A 17186-nucleotide genomic window follows, 5' to 3' on the forward strand; every position below is an offset into this window, starting at 1 on the left:
ATATGCCGAGCTTTGCCGATGTCTCAACCGCATCGGCTTTTTTATTTGCTCAAATGCTTCATGGCCGACTCCAGCCCCTCCACAGTGAGCGGATACATATGGTTATTTACCAATTGCCTGGTCATTCCCAGAGAACCGCCGGTTCCCCAATAGCCTTCGGGTAACGGGTTGATCCACACCACCTTGCGGAAATGCTCACTGATGCGCTGAAACCAGGTCGCACCAGCCTCTTCGTTCCAGTGCTCAATAGAACCGCCAGCATGGGAAATTTCATAGGGTGCCATGGTGGCATCGCCCACGAAGATAACCTTGTAGTCTGGCGAATACTTATGAAGGATGTCCCAGGTGCTGGTTGTCTCGTTCATGCGCCGTATATTGCTCTTCCACAAACTTTCATAAACGAAGTTGTGAAAGTAGAAATACTCCATGTGCTTGAACTCCATGCGCGCAGCGGAGAACAGCTCCTCACACACCCGAACGTGGGGGTCCATGGAACCACCCACATCGAAAAATATCAGCACCTTTACCGCATTATGGCGCTCCGGAACCATTTTCAGATCCAGATACCCCGCGTTTCTGGCCGTTGACCGAATGGTATCGTCCAGATCAAGCTTATCTGCTGCGCCTTGGCGGGCGAACTTGCGTAGGCGTCTGAGCGCTACCTTGATGTTACGGATACCAAGGGTGACACTGTCGTCCAGATCCTTGAATTCGCGTTTTTCCCAAACTTTGACTGCACGGCCGTGACGGCCTTTTTTCTGACCAATACGGAAACCTTCAGGGTTGTATCCATCGGCACCAAAGGGTGATGTACCACCGGTACCAATCCACTTGTTACCGCCCGCATGGCGCTCTTTTTGCTCTTCCATGCGTTTTTTGAAGGTTTCAATCAGCTCTTCGAGGCCACCCAGAGAATCAATCTTGGCCTTTTCCTCTTCTGTCAGGTTTTTCTCGAACTCGGCACGCAACCAATCATCGGGAATCAGTGCTTCCAGCATCTGATCAAGATGCTCGATGCCTTCAAAATAGGATTTGAAGGCCAGATCAAACTTGTCGAAGTGGCGCTCGTCTTTCACAAGGCACAAACGCGCGAGGTAATAGAACTCTTCCATATCCGCAAATGCCAGGCGCTGTTGTAACGCCTCCAGCAGATCGAGGAATTCACGCAGGCTGGCAGGCACCTTGGCCCGCCGCACTTCGAGAAAGAAATCAATCAACATAAAACCGCACTCTTGCCGAATTTCAGCCGCGACGGCGGGCCATAAATGCTAACTTTTGCAGCAGGTGTACGTCTTGTTCGTTCTTAACCAGAGCACCGTACAGAGGTGGTAGCGCTGAGCTGCTGTCCTTTTCCTGTAACATCTTGGCGGTCAATTCGTCTGCCATCAGTAGCTTAAGCCAGTCAATCAATTCTGAGGTGGAGGGCTTTTTCTTCAGGCCCGGTACCTTGCGCACATCAAAGAAGACTTCCAGTGCGTCTTTCACTACCTGCTGCTGAATACCCGGGAAGTGAACATCCACGATACTCTTCATGGTGTCGTGATCCGGGAAGCTGATGTAGTGGAAGAAACAACGGCGCAAAAATGCATCTGGCAGTTCTTTTTCGTTGTTACTGGTGATCACGATGATCGGACGCTTCTTGGCCTTTACGAACTGCTGGGTTTCGTAAACGTAGAACTCCATGCGATCGAGTTCCAACAGAAGGTCGTTGGGAAACTCGATATCTGCCTTATCAATCTCATCAATCAACAGAACAACCTGCTCGTCGGCTTCAAAAGCCTCCCAAAGCTTGCCCTTAACGATATAGTTGCTGATGTCTTTGACCTTCTCATCACCCAACTGGGAATCCCGCAAGCGGGATACCGCATCGTATTCATACAATCCCTGCTGAGCCTTGGTGGTTGATTTGATGTGCCAGGGAATCAACTTCATGCCAAGCGAGCTGGCCATCTCTTCCGCCAGCAGGGTTTTGCCGGTGCCGGGCTCGCCTTTGATCAGCAGTGGACGTTGCAGCGTAATGGCGGCATTCACGGCCATTTGCAGGTCATCGGTGGCTACATAATTTTCGGTACCGGTAAACTTCATGCGTAGAGTTCCTGTTAGTTACTTTTTCTGTTCATCATCTGGCTTTTCGTCCAGATCATCAGGTAATTCGTAATCGGGTAAATCGTCAAATTCGGACAGGTCAAAATCATCCAGACCGAACTCTTCGTCATCATCGTCGTCTGCCGGTTCCGTCAACTCGGGAATTGCCTCTTCGGGCTCCACTAACGTATCCGCAACCGGTATATCCTCTTCCTCTGGCTCAAGCAAAGGCTCCGGCTCAAGCACTGGTTCAGGTTCAGGTTCAGGTTCAGGTTCAGGCTCAGGCTCAGGCTCAGGCTCAGGCTCAGGCTCAGGCTCAGGCTCAGGCTCAGGCTCAGGCTCAGGCTCAGGCTCAGGCTCAGGCTCAGGCTCAGGCTCAGGCATTATTATCGGAGTTTCCGCTTCGATATTGGCCATTTCCTGTTGCAATTCATTCAAGCCTTCTGCTTCTTCATCGGTTGTCATATCAGCAGACGATCCACTGCGGCGCTTGCGCATCAGCAGGAAGATCAACAGCGCGAGAACCACTAGAGATCCGGCACCCGCGCCGATCATCCATAACGGCACTGGCAGTTCACCTGACTCATCCTCAGGCTCAGCTTCAGCCAAAGGTTCTGGGTCTGTTTGTGCTGACGGCTCAGCAGCAACCTCAGGCTCCACAGCCCGCTCGGGCTCGACAGCCTGTTCCGCCACCGGCGCGGGTGGTAAATTTTCCACCTCTTCAACCATGCTTGTATCTATCGGGGCCCCAATGGAGGATTCAACCATTCCCGTGGGCACTATAAATTCAGTTGTAGCGCTAAATTTGCGTGCGAAGGTTTTGCCATCTGCAACCACATCTATGCGGTACAAGCCTTCGGTCGGCAGCTTACTGATGGTATCCGTGTATTCACCATCCGCAGGCGGCTGATCAGCTGAGAGTGATTTTCTGCCGCTTCGGCCGTCTTCAGAGGTCAAGCTGAGCGTTACACTCAATACGTTGAGAAATTCTGCATTGGTTAATTTTTTTGCTTCTTCAAAGAATGCCACCCGGATATCCACAGGCGATTCGGCAGTAAAGGTTGCCGGTATGGGGCTGACCACCATTCTCAGATCACTGACCACGGTAACGCGACTGCCCTCACCCAGTTCACCGGTTACGCGCCACTCACCAGCGTCTGGTTCGGTAATGGTCACCAGGTCGTATGCAGCTTCCCGGGCCCAACGTACGTTATCCGGTTGTGCAGAGTAGAGAAGAGTTTCACCGTCAGGCTTGACCAACTCCAGAACAGCTGGCGCGTTCTCACCCCGCTCTTCCGAATACGCCGTTTCACCACGAAAGATCAGCGCGGTGAACTCTTTTACCCCGGCATCGACGGTAAACGCATTACCTTCAATCGGTATCTGCTCTTGGGGGGCGGCTGTATTCAGGGCGTCAAGAAAAGCCAGATTAAGGGATTCAGCTGATTCTACAATGCGGAAACTGCCGTTTGATTTCTCTGCAAGGGTTTTCAGGAATGCCGCATCAGCCTGATTCGACAGGCCAACCGGATGAAAGGTAGCACCTTTCGCCACAAGGCTGTCCAGCAGTTTCCCAAGGATACGTTTCTCTTCAGCCTGATTTACTTCGGCAGTGTCTGAAATATCCACTTTACCGTCTGTCAGTAAGATGAAGTGGGTATTTTGGAGGGTGCCACCCGTTACATAATCGTCGCTGGCAACTTCAATAGCCTTACCAAGATTAGTACGCAAGGCTACAGAGTTTATTTGTTGCGTACGATCAATTGCCAGCTGGCGCCAGGTATCGTCCACTTCGCCATGGGGAACGAGCATGTTGACATACTGACCAAAGGTCCACACACCGGCGGTACTGCCCTCAGGGATAATCCTGGCCAGCAACCTTACGGCAGGTTGGCGCAGGTTATTTGGGTCGGTCTCTTTCATGGAGCCTGAGATGTCGACAATAATCCGGACATCCGGGCTTTCTGGCAGAGTCAGCTTTGTGGCCTCTTGTCCCCACAAAGCTGCAGGCAACCACAAAGCAGTAAACAAAATCAGCGAAAGGAATCTTGGCATTGTTGTTCTCGGAGGAATGAGTGGGGTTTCTCAGCGCCGGGATAAGCGATAGCGAACCAAGTCCAGAATCCAGACAAGCAGCATTGCCAGCCCCCCGATACCCAGGTTAAGCCAAGCCCGGCCTGCGTTATCTGCATCACCGAGAATCAGTTCATACCCACCGAAAAGCCACGCGGGTATCCACCAACCGGCCAGTTCCGGGGATTCTACAGGCGTCAGCAGCACAGCAACCAAAGCTGCGAGAAGCAGCGTGCGCAAACCGTACAAGGGTAAAAAACGGAACAGCTTTTTCATCATGTAAAAGAACACGGCGAATGCTATGACATAAGCCGCCCAGAAGACGGCGTAAGCAGTTTGTGCGTCAGTATCGATCATTACAGAACCCAGTGAATGATATGTTCTTCCCAGTTTTCTTCTGCCACTTTATCCTCTCGGATTACCTTGTGGCGTATGGAAACACCGGCTTCGTGTACCGTATCCGGGCTCCCACTACGTAGCGGATGCCAATCGGCAAGCGGCCTGCCCTCAGCCAAAGTGCGGTAAGCACAGGTATGGGGCAACCAATGGTAATCGCTTACACTGTCCGGTGTCAGCACTGTACAGCCTGGTACTTTTTCAAGCCGGTCGGGGTAAACCGTGCACCGGCAGGTATCTTCATCCATGAATCGGCAAACAAGATCCGTGTGGTACACCTCACCCGTATCTTCATCTTCAAGCTTGTTCAGGCAGCACTTTCCGCAGCCATCGCACAGAGATTCCCATTCCTGCTGCGTCATCTCATTCAGGCGTTTGCGTTGCCAGAACGGGATTTGCGCAATCATGAATGTTTCATTCCCGGCTTAGTGCGGAAATCCACAACGTAAGAATCCTGTTCTTCAGGCATCTGCAAAAAAAAGTCTTTTTCTTCGATAGCCTTAAGTACCTGCTCACCACTGGTTCTGGCCAGTTTGCGCTCGGGTGTCATGATCAGATCCATTGAATGCACAGGCGCGCCAAAAATGGATCTCAAGCTCTCAGGCAACTCTTCCCACTTCTGCCCGCGACGAACAAACATATAGGTATCGTTTTTTTTGCTGCTCCTGAAAACAGACACAAACTCCCGATCTTTCATGATTGCAGGTAATCCTCAATATCATTCATTACCGGCGCAAGGATTCTCGTGCGCCAGCCATGGAAAAAGGGGCTTCCAGCCAGGCTGCTTTCCTGTACAACTTTCTCAAGCCGCTTCCTGGGCGCAAGCAATTCAATTGGAATATCAGCAGCTTCCGCCGCCTTCCTGAAAAACCGCTTAAGGCCTTTAAAGTAATCCTGTTGTTCCCTGGTTAGCGGCGGCGCTATACGATCGAGCCCGGTGGTATCAGCACCACGCCCCTCGTCAACAAGCTTGAGCAACGCTTCGCCATAGCGCCGAACCACGCCACCGGGCACACCCTGGATATCCGAAAGCTCGCTAAGGCTGCCGGGCATTCGCTCGGCAATTGCAATAAGCAGAGGGTCTGCCAACACTCGACCCCGTGGGCGATTGCGCTCTCTGCTCTCCAGTTCCCGCCAAATAACCAATTCCTTCAGCACAAACTGTTGTTCGGCTGTGAGAGCCCAGCCTCCTCGCAAACGCAGATAATGATGGTGCGGGTCGTCTTGCCCGGCGAGTTCCTCTGCAAAGCGGGCAGATTCTTCCACCAACGCCGCCTCCAGGCCCCGCTCCCTCATGTGTGCGCTAACCCACTCGTACATGGGTGCCAGAAAGCGTATATCCTCAATGGCATAGCGCTGCTGGGCCTCGCTCAAGGGGCGAGAGACCCAATCAGACCGGGTAACAGATTTATCCAGCGCTTCGCCAAACAATGTTTCAACCAACCGCGCATAACCCAGTGAAAAGCCGGCGCCAGCCATTGCCGCCCCAATTTGCAGGTCCACGACACCCTTTGGGTTAATCCCCAGCCAATCACGAAAGAGCTCAAGATCTTCACTCATCGCGTAGAGTAGCTTGGTCACCGAAGGTTCAGCCAGAATTTCCCGGAAACGGGTGGACCGCTCTGCCACATCCGGATCTACCAGACAAAAACTGTCTCCAAGACCAAGTTGAACCAGCCCGGGAATGGGATAAAAGGTACTTACCCGCTCGAATTCAGTGTCCAGAACAAGGGGTAGCCCCGGTGCACTGTCCAGCCATTCATTTAACTCCTCCGGTTTTGCAATCCAGGTGATGGTTTCAGGTGCCGGAGGAACGGCAATAGCGGTTACAGGAAGTGTCATAAAAAAGGCCAGTCAAAAAGCGCCCAGCAGGCGCCAGTGCAGAATCAGTCCAGCAGAGGTTTTCTGCCGCGAAACGCATGTGTGAGAGTAAAACCGTCAACGTAACCAAGCTCACCACCTACCGGTATACCATGGGCAAGGCGCGTGATGAGGATATTGGAACCATCAAGTCGATCAGAGATGTAGTGGGCAGTGGCTTCACCCTCCACCGTAGGGTTAGTGGCAAGAATGAGCTCGGTAACGCCTTCGGAGCGTACCCGGCGCAAAAGGCGCTCAATGCCGATTTCATCAGGGCCGACACCGTCTATGGGAGACAAATGCCCCATAAGAACAAAGTAGCTGCCCTTGTAATCCCCCGCCTGCTCAATGGCTAATAAATCCGATGGGCTTTCTACCACGCAGAGTGTGCCATTGCTACGAACCGGGTTTTCACAAATCCCGCACACTTCAGTATCCGAAAAGTTCTGGCAACTTTCGCAGCGGCGGACCTTCTCCATAGCGTTGCTCAAAGCATCAGATAACCGGGTACCACCGGAGCGCGCACGCTCAAGCAAGTGGAAGGCCATGCGCTGGGCGGTTTTCTGGCCAACGCCGGGCAAACACCTAAGGGATTCGACAAGTTCATCAACCAGCGGGCTGAACGCCATGAAACATCCTCAAACTGCAGATCAGAATAGAGTCTTTAAAACGGCATTTTGAAGCCGGGAGGCATACCCATCCCAGACATCATGCCAGACATTGCATCTTTCTGGTTGGCTTCTACCCGGCGCACGGCATCGTTAACAGCCGCGGCCAGCAGGTCTTCCAGGATGTCCTTTTCTTCCGACATCAGGGAGGGGTCGATTTCCACCTTGCGAACATCGTGGCGGCCATTCATGGTTACTTTTACCAGGCCAGCACCAGATTCGCCGGTAATTTCAGCTTTGGCTGCCTCCTCCTGAGCCTTTTGCATTTGTTCTTGCATCTTCTGGGCCTTTTTCATCAGCCCCCCCATATCATTCAGCATGGTTTATCTCCTGCTTGTTTCTATTGGCCGGTCGTCTGCTGCTACTGGCCTGATACTATCTTCAACAACCCGCGCCTCAAACCGCTCCACAATGGACTGCACCAGCGGGTCGTTACGAATGGATTCTACGGCAGCGCTCTGGCGCAGAACTCGCTGGCGCTCTTCAAAAGCCGCTGGCGTGTTCGGGCCTGGGTCACCCTGCTCTATCTTCAATTGAATGGCGTCGCCAAAGTGATTTCTCAAGGCAGCCAGAATTTTTTCTTCGTGCCTGTCATTCAGTAATCTGGCGTGGCCATCATCAATCAGCAGCGTGATGGTGTTACCACTGCGTGACATAGCGCCATTGCTGGCCAGATTGCCAGGCATCCCGACAATGCCGAGGCTGCGAAAATCCCGCTCCCAGACAAACTCCCCCTCTGCCATTGGCGCTCGCATGTCTTGAATAGGGGTTGTCGAGGTCTCTGCTGGAGCTGGTGGGCTAGCCATCTCAGCCTGTGGCGCAACTTCTGTTTCGCGCGCCAGCTCAGGCTCAGGCTCAGGCTCAGGCTCAGGCTCAGGCTCAGGCTCAGGCTCAGGATAATCTGGCTGAGATTCCGCTTGAGCATCAAGGCTGGCTAGCCAGGCATCGTCGGCAGGTGCATCGGTGTAGCCCTGTGGCTCAATTTCCTGATCGGGCGCTGGCGCCGGTTCAGGTTCAGGCACTGGCTGCTCGATTGCCTTTGGCGCGGGTGCGGGTGCAGCAGCGGCAGGCTCAGGTTCATCCCTGGACTCCCCTTCAACTGCAGAGCCCGCATTGCTCGCAGCCGGTGGCGCGCGGCGATCAGAGCCAGGACGGAAGGCCAGCATACGGAGCAATGTCATCTCGAAACCCATGCGGGCATCAGGAGTAATTGCCAGGTCTTTTCGGCCGATCAGCGCAGCCTGATAAAACAATTGGGCATCTTCTGCACTGAGCTTACGGGCCAGGGATTGCACTTGCGCGGCATCGCCCAGCGCGTTATCGGCACTTCCCGGAACCACTTGCTCCATAGTTACCCGATGGAACAGCGACAGAAGATCCGCGAGTATAATGCTGTAATCCGGGGCAAAGTCCGAGATACGGTTGATTTCCGCCAGCAAGGCCGGGCCGTCCCGCTCTACCAGCGCATTTACAATCCGCTCAATGTCCCGCTGGTCAATGGTCCCCAGCATGCTGCTGACATCGCTGGCAGAAAGCTTCTGGTTACCGAATGCAATGGCTTGGTCCGTAAGGCTCAACGCATCCCGCATACTGCCGTCAGCTGCACGGGCCAACAGCCAAAGTGCAGGCTCTTCAAAGGGTATCTGCTCGGCCGTAAGAACGTTTGTGAGATGCCCGGCAATATGTTCCGGTGTCATGCGCTTCAAATTAAATTGCAAGCAACGCGAGAGAACCGTTACGGGCAACTTTTGAGGATCGGTGGTCGCCAACAGGAACTTGACATGCTCAGGCGGCTCCTCAAGGGTTTTGAGAAACGCATTAAACGACTGATTGGTAAGCATGTGCACCTCGTCGATGAGGTACACCTTATAGCGCCCGCGGCTGGGCGCGTACTGAACGTTATCCGTCAGCTCCCGCATATCGTCCACGCCGGTGCGGGATGCGGCATCAATTTCAATCAGGTCAACAAACCGGCCCTCCTGAATCTCCACACAACTGGAGCAGGTACCGCAAGGGCGAGGTGTTATCCCGGTTTCGCAGTTAAGGCAGCGAGCGAGCAAACGCCCAATGGTAGTCTTACCAACGCCTCGAGTGCCGGTAAACAGATAAGCATGGTGCAGGCGCTGGTTTTCCAATGCGTGAATTAACGCCTGGAGAACGTGTTCCTGGCCCACCATATCTTCAAAGGTGCGAGGGCGCCATTTACGGGCAAGTACCTGATAGCTCATGATCCGCCAAATGCTGAGAAAAACGCCTGCAACTTTAGCATGGACACGGATTTATAAGAAGTTATAAGGGTGCGGGAATGAAAGCTTGAGGGGGTTTTCGACAGAAAAACCAAGGGCAAAACTGGGGGTGGCCCCACCAGCGACACTCCGGCACACAATTCCACCGCTGCGGCTGCTCCCTTCCGGGCCTGACCGGGTTCGCGGTTTCATGTTGCGGAGGCACCAATGGAGCCACCATATCGGCGTTTCAGAACAAACTCTCTGAAAGCGGCGCGAATCTTAACAAAAGGGTTTGCGGACTACAACGGCAAATCCCCAACACCGTCGAATTGCTATTAAATAGTGCCAATAGCTATTGTATGACAGGAGTCGCCCAAAACACGGTTTTGACTTACTCTTGAAGCAAGCAGATGCACTTAAGTACGGAACAGAGCCCTATGCCTGAAAGCAGCAAACCGCCTTTATCCCTTTCTCCGGGCCAATGGTCCTTTATCCGCTGGAATACAATCGGGCAACTGGAAGCACTGGAAATTCACCACCCCCTGTTCGAAGCCACGCTGTTTCTGCAAGGTGCACATCTCACCCGGTTTATTCCCAAGAGCGATGAAGACTGGCTATGGATGAGCCCAACCGCTCGATTCGAACCGGGCCGAGCAATTCGCGGCGGCATTCCCATCTGCTGGCCATGGTTCGGCGACCCCGCCCGCAATGCGCCCGAGGTGCGAAAACGTGTCAAAACCCAAGGCCCACATGGGCTTGGCCGCACCGCTGTGTGGAAGCTTGAAGATGCATGCGAAAGCGCCCATGAAGTGGAAATATCCCTGTCGCTTGACGCCAACCAGGATTTTGACAATGTCTGGCATGGCCATGCCTTGGCCCTGCTCACCTTCAATTTTTCGGTACGCGGTTGCCAACTAGCCCTCACCACTACAAACCTCGGTAGCGAGCCCCTCGCCTTCAGCCAGGCATTACACACCTATCTACCAACAAGTGATATCAAAGGTACAAGGATTCTGGGCTTAGGGTTTGCCCACTACATAGATACCTTGAAAAACTGGGAATACTGCACCCAGGACGGCCCTATCTATTTTGATGGGGAAACCGACCGAATTTACGAAAATGGCGACCCTCTCACGGTAGTGACACCCGCTACAAGCCGCAAACTTACAGCCATTGGTAGTGACTCCACCGTGGTATGGAACCCGGGGCCGAAGAAAGCCCTAAAACTAAGCGATTTCCCGGACACTGCCTGGCAGACAATGCTATGTGTCGAAACTGCCAATGCAGCCAGCGATTATAGAGTGCTTAATAGTGGTCAGAGCCACACTCTTGGTGTTCTCATCGGGCGTGGCTAAAACTGACAACAATCAGTGGCAGCAGATAGCGGCTACAGCATGGCTCTATATAGGGAGTGCACATGAGCTTGGTATCCTTTGTGAAATCCCTGCTGGTCTCATCGGAACTGGATGAACAAATCAACCGCATCCGAAAACCCATAGGCACACTGGGCTACGACCCCTGGGGTTATAATAACGAGGCCGTCAAATTCGGGTTCTCGCTGGTTAAGCCGATTTATGAGAAATACTTTCGCACCGAGGCCCATGGCGTTGACCACATTCCGGCGGAGGGGCCTGTCCTGATTATAGGGAACCACAGCGGCCAACTCCCGATTGACGGCATACTTGTTGGTTATGCCCTGGCCTCCCGCAAGAAAAACCCCCGCATTCCCCGCGCAATGATCGAACGCTTCTTCCCGACGGTACCCTGGCTCGGCAATCTGTTGAATGAAGTAGGCGCTGTGCTGGGAGATCCGGTGAATTGCGCCAGAATGCTGGCCAACAACGAAGCAATAATAGTGTTTCCGGAGGGTGTGCGTGGTTCCGGCAAGCTATACCGGGACCGTTACAAACTCCAGCGCTTTGGCGCCGGATTCATGCATCTGGCCATGAAATACAATGCGGCTGTCGTGCCTGTTGGCATAGTGGGGTGTGAAGAAACCGTCCCCTCCATCGCCAACATCAAACCCTTGGCAAAAGCACTCAGCGTGCCCTACGTCCCGCTTGCACTGCCGATTGTCTTCCCCGCCAAGGTTCACCTTAACTTCGGCCCGCCAATGTACTTTAAGGGGGGAGACTTTTCAGACGCAGAGATAGATGAACGGGTTGATCAAGTAAAGACGGAAATAAACCGCCTCATTGAAAAAGGCCTGACAGAAAGAAAAAGGTTGTTCTGATGCCCGCTCACAAAAACAAGCAACCCAAGCCCAGCATTCTGATCACAGGCGCCGCAGGCGCGCTCGCGCAACAAGTGATTCAGCGCCTGCGAGAAACCTGCAACCTTGTGGCAGTAGACGCTCGCGTACGGGTAGAACTTGGCGACCAGATCCCCAGCTACTGCATCGATTTTAACAAGCGCACCTTCGAAGACCTGTTTCGCCGCTATCAGTTCGACACCGTGATACACATGGGCCGAATCCGATCCAGCCAACTCTCCCGCATGCGTCGCTACAACGCCAACGTGCTAGGCACGCAAAAATTGTTGGACCTCAGCCACAAGTACGGTATTCGCCGAGTTGTCGTGCTTTCCACCTACCATGTATACGGCGCCATGGCCTACAACCCGGCCCTGATCGACGAATCAGCACCTCTCAAGAGTGCTGGCCTGAGTGCCGATCTGATTGATTCAGTAGAGCTGGAGAACCTTGCAAGCATCTATTTGTGGCGCTACCCGGAGCTGAACATCAGCGTCCTGCGCCCATGCAACATAGTGGGCTCCAGCGTTCGCAACACAATAGCCAAACTACTCGCCAGCCCTCTGGCGCCTGTAATGGCCGGCTTTTCCCCGATGATGCAATTTATACACATAGATGACATGGCAGACGCCATAGTGCTCGCCAGCCAAAAGCCAACACGGGGAATTTTCAACGTGGCACCAAACGATTGGGTAGCCTACCAACGAGCACTGGAACTCTGCGGTTGCACACGAGTTCCAATACCCTCCGTGCCACCCGCACTGCCACGATTGATACTGCGCACCATCGGGCTAAAGCGCTTTCCTGCGTACTTGATGGATTTCTTCAAGTATCCGGTGGTGATTGACGGCAGAGCCTTTGAGAATGAGTATGGCTTTACACCGAAACGGTCACTTAAGGAAATATTCCGGTTTTACAGGGACAACAAAAAGCCTTTGTAGAGATGAAGCAGAATGCAAAAAGCCACCGAATTACGGTGGCTTTTTGCATTAACTGACGAGTGTCAGGCTTTTTTACGCCGGGCTGCCAGTCCGGCCAGGCCCAGACCCAGAAGCGCAAGAGTGCCTGGCTCAGGCACACTTACCGGAGGCTTGGGCGTGAACACTAAAAGGTCCTGAGAGTCTACACCGTCCGGAACAGTAACAGCATCCAGAACATACATAACGTAATCCTCAGATTGGCCAGCCAATCCAGCTAGCCACCCATCAGCGAGTGTGCGGGAGCCACTAAAACCGGTATCAGCCTGGAAGTTACCGCTCTGAAGGCCATAAGAACCGCCTGTCTCATAGATAACTTCCCACAAAGCAAGCTGGAAAGCAGCAGATGAACCTACACCAGCTACGCTGCTTTGGTACCCGCTATAAAGCTTACCAATCGACGACACCAGATTCGTGTTATTAAAATAACTATCAGCCGTCTTCAACTCATACGTTCTGTTGCCTTTATCCAAAAATACATCAAGGTCAATGCAGAATGCGTCGAGAGCGCCAGTCCAGGCAATTGGCGAAGTTCCAACAGCGTTACTTGTAGTGAAATTGAACATGCCAGCATTGTAGTTGTTGTAATTACTGCTTGTAGCTGTGTTCGACAGATTTCCACTGTTGAAGCCGTGGGTGGCCCCCTGATAATCCAAATCAATAGTTGGGCCAGCAGCGACATTCCCGGCAAACATGGCACCAGATAGCGAAGCAATAGCAAGGAGTTTCATTTTTGTATTCATAGCGCGATCCTTTTGCATCCTGTTCGGTTTGTACCATCCCCAAAACAGCAATAGTCACACCAGCAATACGCAATTGACTATTTTTCATACACATAGAAAGAGCCCGACACGGGAAACTGCCTAACAGTCAGTTGTCATGTAAAATTTACCGACATATACAACCTGCTTGCATGTTCAGTAGTAACTCATGGGAGTTGCACAGAACCGCCGGCAACCTCAAACTACACCTATCCATGGAATAGGTAGATTGCATGCTTCCAGATTTGAGCGTGATAAGTCACGGCGCAGCGGCTGTGGTATTTGCAATACTTTCAGTGCTTGTAGGCACTCGTTACCTGCGTCGCGACATAGATCGGGCTCTATTCCTTGCTGCCCTGGTTACTACCCTGTGGGCATCAACCCTCGTTACCCAAAGCCTATGGGGCCATCCCGGCTTTTTTATTCGCTACCTTTTGGAATTGCTCCGCGACACTTCCTGGATTCTCCTTCTGTTTGCAATGCTGCGAGACACCTTTCGCCATGGTCGGCTTAGCGGGCAACTAAAAAAGTTCCTTGGTGGCGCGACAAGCATTCTGCTCATCACGCTACTCGTCATTGGTAGTCTTGAATTCATATTCGGCATCGCCTTGGTGGACGGCAAAACCAAACTCATCGGCCAGATTGCCCTGTCACTTCTCGGGCTCTCTCTGGTAGAACAAATCTGGCGCAATGCACCCGCGTTTGGTCGCTCGAGCATGAAGTACCTGTGCATAGGAACCGCCACCATCTTTATCTTCGACTTCCTGATGTACGCCGACGCATTGCTGTTTGGCTCAATTGCAGATTCATTCTGGAACGCACGGGGCTTCGTTAACGCAGCACTGGTCCCTCTGTTTGCAATCAACGTAGTCAACACTCGTAAACAACCTATCGATTTCCAGCTATCCCGCTCGGCAGTATTTCATGCCAGCACGCTGATTATGGCCGGTGCTTACCTGCTACTCCTCTCGGTGAGCGGATATTACGTTCGAATTCTTGGTGGTGACTGGGGCGAAGCCTTACAAGTGCTGTTGTCTGCCGTTGCTCTGGTATTTCTGGCAACGCTGGTGCTCTCCCGTCGCATTCGCGCAAAGCTCATGGTTCTGATCAGCCAGAATTTCTTCGACTACAAATACGATTACCGGGATGAATGGCTAAAACTCACCAAAGAGCTGGCATACCTGACCGATGAACCGCCCCTCACACAACGAGTAATCCGCATTCTGGCGGGACTGGTGGAGAGCAATGCAGGCGCCATCTGGCTCAAAAGCGATCAAGGGGCCTACACCCTGAGAGAATCTGCCAATCTCGCCACACCCAGATACACAGTTATAGATGAAGATGCCGAACTGGTGCGCTTATTCAATGAAAAAGAATGGATAGTCAATCTAGACGAATACAGAGCCGACCCGGTGAGCTACGACCTGCTGGAGATCCCAGATGCCATTGCCAAAACCCCGGATGCCTGGCTGATTATCCCCCTGTACCTGAGCAATGAACTCTACGGTATAGCAATGATTGGCCAACCCTACGCCCGTGTAGACCTGAACTGGGAGAACTTCGACCTTATTAAGGTGGTTGCCCGGCAAACCTGTAACCTGTTGGCACAGGCCGACGCACAGAACCGGCTATCCCGCGCCATGCAATTTGAAGCCGTCAGCAAAGCATCTGCCTTCATGGTGCACGACCTCAAAACAGTCGTTGCGCAACTGACACTACTGGTAAACAACGCGCAGAAACACAAAAGCAACCCTGCATTTATTGAAGATATGATCAACACCACCGACCATGCGGTTCGAAAGATGTCCAACCTGTTAGCCCACATTCGCAAACCTGCAGCAGATGACATGGAAAACTGCATAAAGCTGGACCTGACAGAACTCGTAAGCGAACTCGTTGATCACTACAGCAGGCAACAACCGGCACCGAAACTCGACGGTGGTCAACCGCACATACTCGTGAAAGCCGACCCCGAACAGCTAAAAAGCGTACTCGGCCACCTGATACAAAACGCCCAGGATGCCACACCCCCCGATGGCGAGGTCAGCCTGTCGCTAAAGATTGCCAAAGGCAATGTTGTGCTGTTTATTCAAGACACCGGCTGTGGAATGAGTGATGACTTTATTAATGATCGTCTGTTCAAAGCCTTTGAAAGTACCAAAGGGCTAACCGGCATGGGAATTGGCGCCTACCAGGCCCGGGAATACATACAAAAGCTGGGCGGAACAATAGATGCCACCAGCGAACCTGGCGTAGGGTCATGTTTTTCTGTGCGAATACCCCTGGCAGAACGCTCGGAACACGGAAATCAGACGAATAAACAGCCGATTATCGACCTGCCGAGCCCGCCGGAGTTTGTCAATTAAATGGCGAGCAAGCACAACAGATGAATCGATCATTGCAAAGTGTCAATGTTCAGTTAAGAATCAGATATATTGGAACATTAAAACAAAGGACTTGTTGCTGTTGTGACTAGACGACTACTGATTGTAGAAGACGATCCGGGCCTGCAAAGCCAGATGCGCTGGTGTTTCAGCGACGACCTGGAAGTGACTGTCGCCTCAGACAGGGAAGCTGCCCTCACCGCGCTGCGGCGCGAAGAACCCCACGTGGTAACGCTGGATCTTGGCCTGCCGCCAGATCCAGGCGGCGCAACGGAAGGCTTTGCCCTGCTGGAGGAAATTCTGCGGCTTGCGCCTTTAACCAAGGTCATTGTCGTAACCGGTAGGGAGGACAAGGAAAATGCCGTCAAAGCAATCGGCATGGGCGCATCAGACTTCTACCAGAAGCCTTTGGAAGCCGACATCCTCACCTTTGTAGTTAACCGCGCGTTTCGCCTGGCCGAGCTGGAGCGGGAAAATCAGGATCTTTCTCAGCAAAACAACGGTACCAGCATCAAAGGCATCATCGCAGCCAGCCCACAAATGATGGCCGTATGCCGCACGCTGGAGAAAGTTGCACCTACAGATGTAACCACCCTCATCATCGGTGAAACAGGTACAGGCAAAGAAGTTCTTGCCCGCGCACTGCACGACCTCAGCCCTCGCGCAGGCAATGCCTTTGCAGCCATTAACTGTGCCGCCATTCCAGAAAACCTTCTGGAAAGCGAGCTGTTCGGCTTCGAAAAAGGCGCCTTCACTGGAGCTACGCAAGCCAAAAAAGGCAAGATCGAAAGCGCCAACGGCGGCACTCTCTTTCTCGATGAGATCGGCGACATGCCTATGTCGCTTCAATCCAAGCTGCTGCGCTTCCTGCAAGAGCGTGTCGTAGACAGGGTGGGTTCTGTTAAACCCATTCCCGTAGACGTAAGAGTAGTGTGCGCCACACACCAAAAGCTTTCCCAGCTTATTGAGAACGGTGATTTCCGTGAGGATCTATATTACCGGATCAGCGAAATAACCCTCGACGTTCCCGCTGTAAGGGAGCGAGATGGTGACGCACTGGTTATCGCCCAATCATTGCTGAAGTCCCTCGGCAAGCAAATGGACAGACAAAACCTTACCTTTTCAGACGACGCCGTAAACGCCATTAACAGCTACTCCTGGCCAGGCAACGTTCGGGAAATGATCAACAAAGTGAAGCGAGCCACCATCATGGCGGATGGCAAGCGGATAACCGCCGAAGACCTGGAACTGCCGGGGTGCGATGAGCCTGCAGTAAGCCACCTGAACCTGCGCCAGGTACGGGAGCAGGCCGAAAGCAAAGCAATAATGCAGGCGCTTCAGACCAGCGGCTTCAATATGACTCAGGCCTCCCGGCTTTTGGGCATTACACGCCCTACCCTGTACAACCTCACCGACAAATATAAAATCGACACATCGGCAGTGGCTCCGGAAGTATAAGTAACCCTCCGGCACACGATGGCAGCGCACAGCTCAAGGAGCAGT

Annotated in this window: 15 protein-coding genes, 1 other RNA gene and 1 pseudogene; 5 read left to right on the forward strand and 12 right to left on the reverse strand. The window is 52.9% G+C overall.

Annotated elements, in window-relative coordinates:
• Positions 1-41: 41 nt before the first annotated feature.
• The 11 genes from FE848_RS00625 to ffs form a co-directional block, all read right to left on the reverse strand.
• Positions 42-1220, reverse strand: coding sequence for a vWA domain-containing protein (locus FE848_RS00625; protein ID WP_200200808.1), 1179 nt, complete (start codon positions 1218-1220; stop codon positions 42-44).
• 22 nt (positions 1221-1242) lie between these two features.
• On the reverse strand, positions 1243-2085 hold the full coding sequence (locus FE848_RS00630; RefSeq protein ID WP_200200809.1) for an AAA family ATPase: 843 nt from the start codon (positions 2083-2085) through the stop codon (positions 1243-1245).
• Between the two features lie 18 nt (positions 2086-2103).
• Entirely contained in the window at positions 2104-4140 is a 2037-nt protein-coding gene (locus tag FE848_RS00635; protein WP_200200810.1) for a VWA domain-containing protein, read from the reverse strand.
• A gap of 30 nt (positions 4141-4170) precedes the next feature.
• Positions 4171-4515, reverse strand: a complete 345-nt coding sequence (locus FE848_RS00640) for a hypothetical protein (protein WP_200200811.1) — start codon at positions 4513-4515, stop codon at positions 4171-4173.
• Positions 4515-4961 carry a YcgN family cysteine cluster protein gene (locus FE848_RS00645; protein ID WP_200200812.1) on the reverse strand — a complete coding sequence of 149 codons (447 nt, stop codon included), beginning with the start codon at positions 4959-4961 and terminating at the stop codon, positions 4515-4517. The genes FE848_RS00640 and FE848_RS00645 overlap by 1 nt, the downstream gene beginning before the upstream one ends.
• Positions 4958-5251, reverse strand: a complete 294-nt coding sequence (locus tag FE848_RS00650; protein ID WP_200200813.1) for a YcgL domain-containing protein — start codon at positions 5249-5251, stop codon at positions 4958-4960. The genes FE848_RS00645 and FE848_RS00650 overlap by 4 nt, the downstream gene beginning before the upstream one ends.
• Complete coding sequence (locus FE848_RS00655; protein WP_200200814.1) at positions 5248-6396, reverse strand: ribonuclease D; 1149 nt, start codon at positions 6394-6396, stop codon at positions 5248-5250. The genes FE848_RS00650 and FE848_RS00655 overlap by 4 nt, the downstream gene beginning before the upstream one ends.
• Before the next feature lie 44 nt (positions 6397-6440).
• A complete protein-coding gene (recR, locus tag FE848_RS00660) occupies positions 6441-7043 on the reverse strand; it encodes a recombination mediator RecR (RefSeq protein ID WP_200200815.1) in 603 nt (200 codons plus the stop codon).
• Positions 7044-7078: 35 nt separating this feature from the next.
• On the reverse strand, positions 7079-7402 hold the full coding sequence (locus tag FE848_RS00665) for a YbaB/EbfC family nucleoid-associated protein (RefSeq protein WP_200200816.1): 324 nt from the start codon (positions 7400-7402) through the stop codon (positions 7079-7081).
• 3 nt (positions 7403-7405) lie between these two features.
• Positions 7406-9310, reverse strand: a complete 1905-nt coding sequence (dnaX, locus tag FE848_RS00670) for a DNA polymerase III subunit gamma/tau (protein ID WP_200200817.1) — start codon at positions 9308-9310, stop codon at positions 7406-7408.
• Positions 9311-9441: 131 nt separating this feature from the next.
• Positions 9442-9538, reverse strand: an RNA gene (ffs, locus tag FE848_RS00675) — signal recognition particle sRNA small type.
• 209 nt (positions 9539-9747) lie between these two features.
• Between ffs and FE848_RS00680 the strand changes: the two genes are divergently transcribed.
• The 3 genes from FE848_RS00680 to FE848_RS00690 all read left to right on the forward strand — a co-directional run bounded on the left by FE848_RS00680 (position 9748) and on the right by FE848_RS00690 (position 12502).
• Positions 9748-10665 carry a D-hexose-6-phosphate mutarotase gene (locus FE848_RS00680; RefSeq protein ID WP_200200818.1) on the forward strand — a complete coding sequence of 306 codons (918 nt, stop codon included), beginning with the start codon at positions 9748-9750 and terminating at the stop codon, positions 10663-10665.
• Positions 10666-10727: 62 nt separating this feature from the next.
• Positions 10728-11543: a lysophospholipid acyltransferase family protein gene (locus FE848_RS00685; RefSeq protein ID WP_200200819.1), complete on the forward strand. Its 816-nt coding sequence runs from the start codon at positions 10728-10730 to the stop codon at positions 11541-11543.
• A complete protein-coding gene (locus FE848_RS00690; RefSeq protein ID WP_200200820.1) occupies positions 11543-12502 on the forward strand; it encodes an SDR family oxidoreductase in 960 nt (319 codons plus the stop codon). The genes FE848_RS00685 and FE848_RS00690 overlap by 1 nt, the downstream gene beginning before the upstream one ends.
• A 62-nt stretch (positions 12503-12564) precedes the next feature.
• Here the strand turns inward: FE848_RS00690 and FE848_RS18985 are convergent.
• Positions 12565-12648, reverse strand: a pseudogene (locus tag FE848_RS18985) (PEP-CTERM sorting domain-containing protein); the annotation flags it as partial.
• An 884-nt stretch (positions 12649-13532) separates the two neighbouring features.
• Here FE848_RS18985 and prsK point away from each other — a divergent pair.
• Both prsK and prsR read left to right on the forward strand, forming a co-directional pair.
• A complete protein-coding gene (prsK, locus tag FE848_RS00700; protein WP_200200821.1) occupies positions 13533-15665 on the forward strand; it encodes an XrtA/PEP-CTERM system histidine kinase PrsK in 2133 nt (710 codons plus the stop codon).
• Between the two features lie 102 nt (positions 15666-15767).
• Positions 15768-17141 (forward strand): PEP-CTERM-box response regulator transcription factor, encoded by a 1374-nt coding sequence (gene prsR, locus FE848_RS00705; RefSeq protein WP_200200822.1) that lies wholly within the window; start codon positions 15768-15770, stop codon positions 17139-17141.
• Positions 17142-17186: the final 45 nt, after the last annotated feature.

It is taken from the genome of Marinobacter sp. 1-3A (assembly GCF_016597775.1).
Taxonomy (GTDB): Bacteria; Pseudomonadota; Gammaproteobacteria; order Pseudomonadales; family Oleiphilaceae; genus Marinobacter; species Marinobacter xiaoshiensis.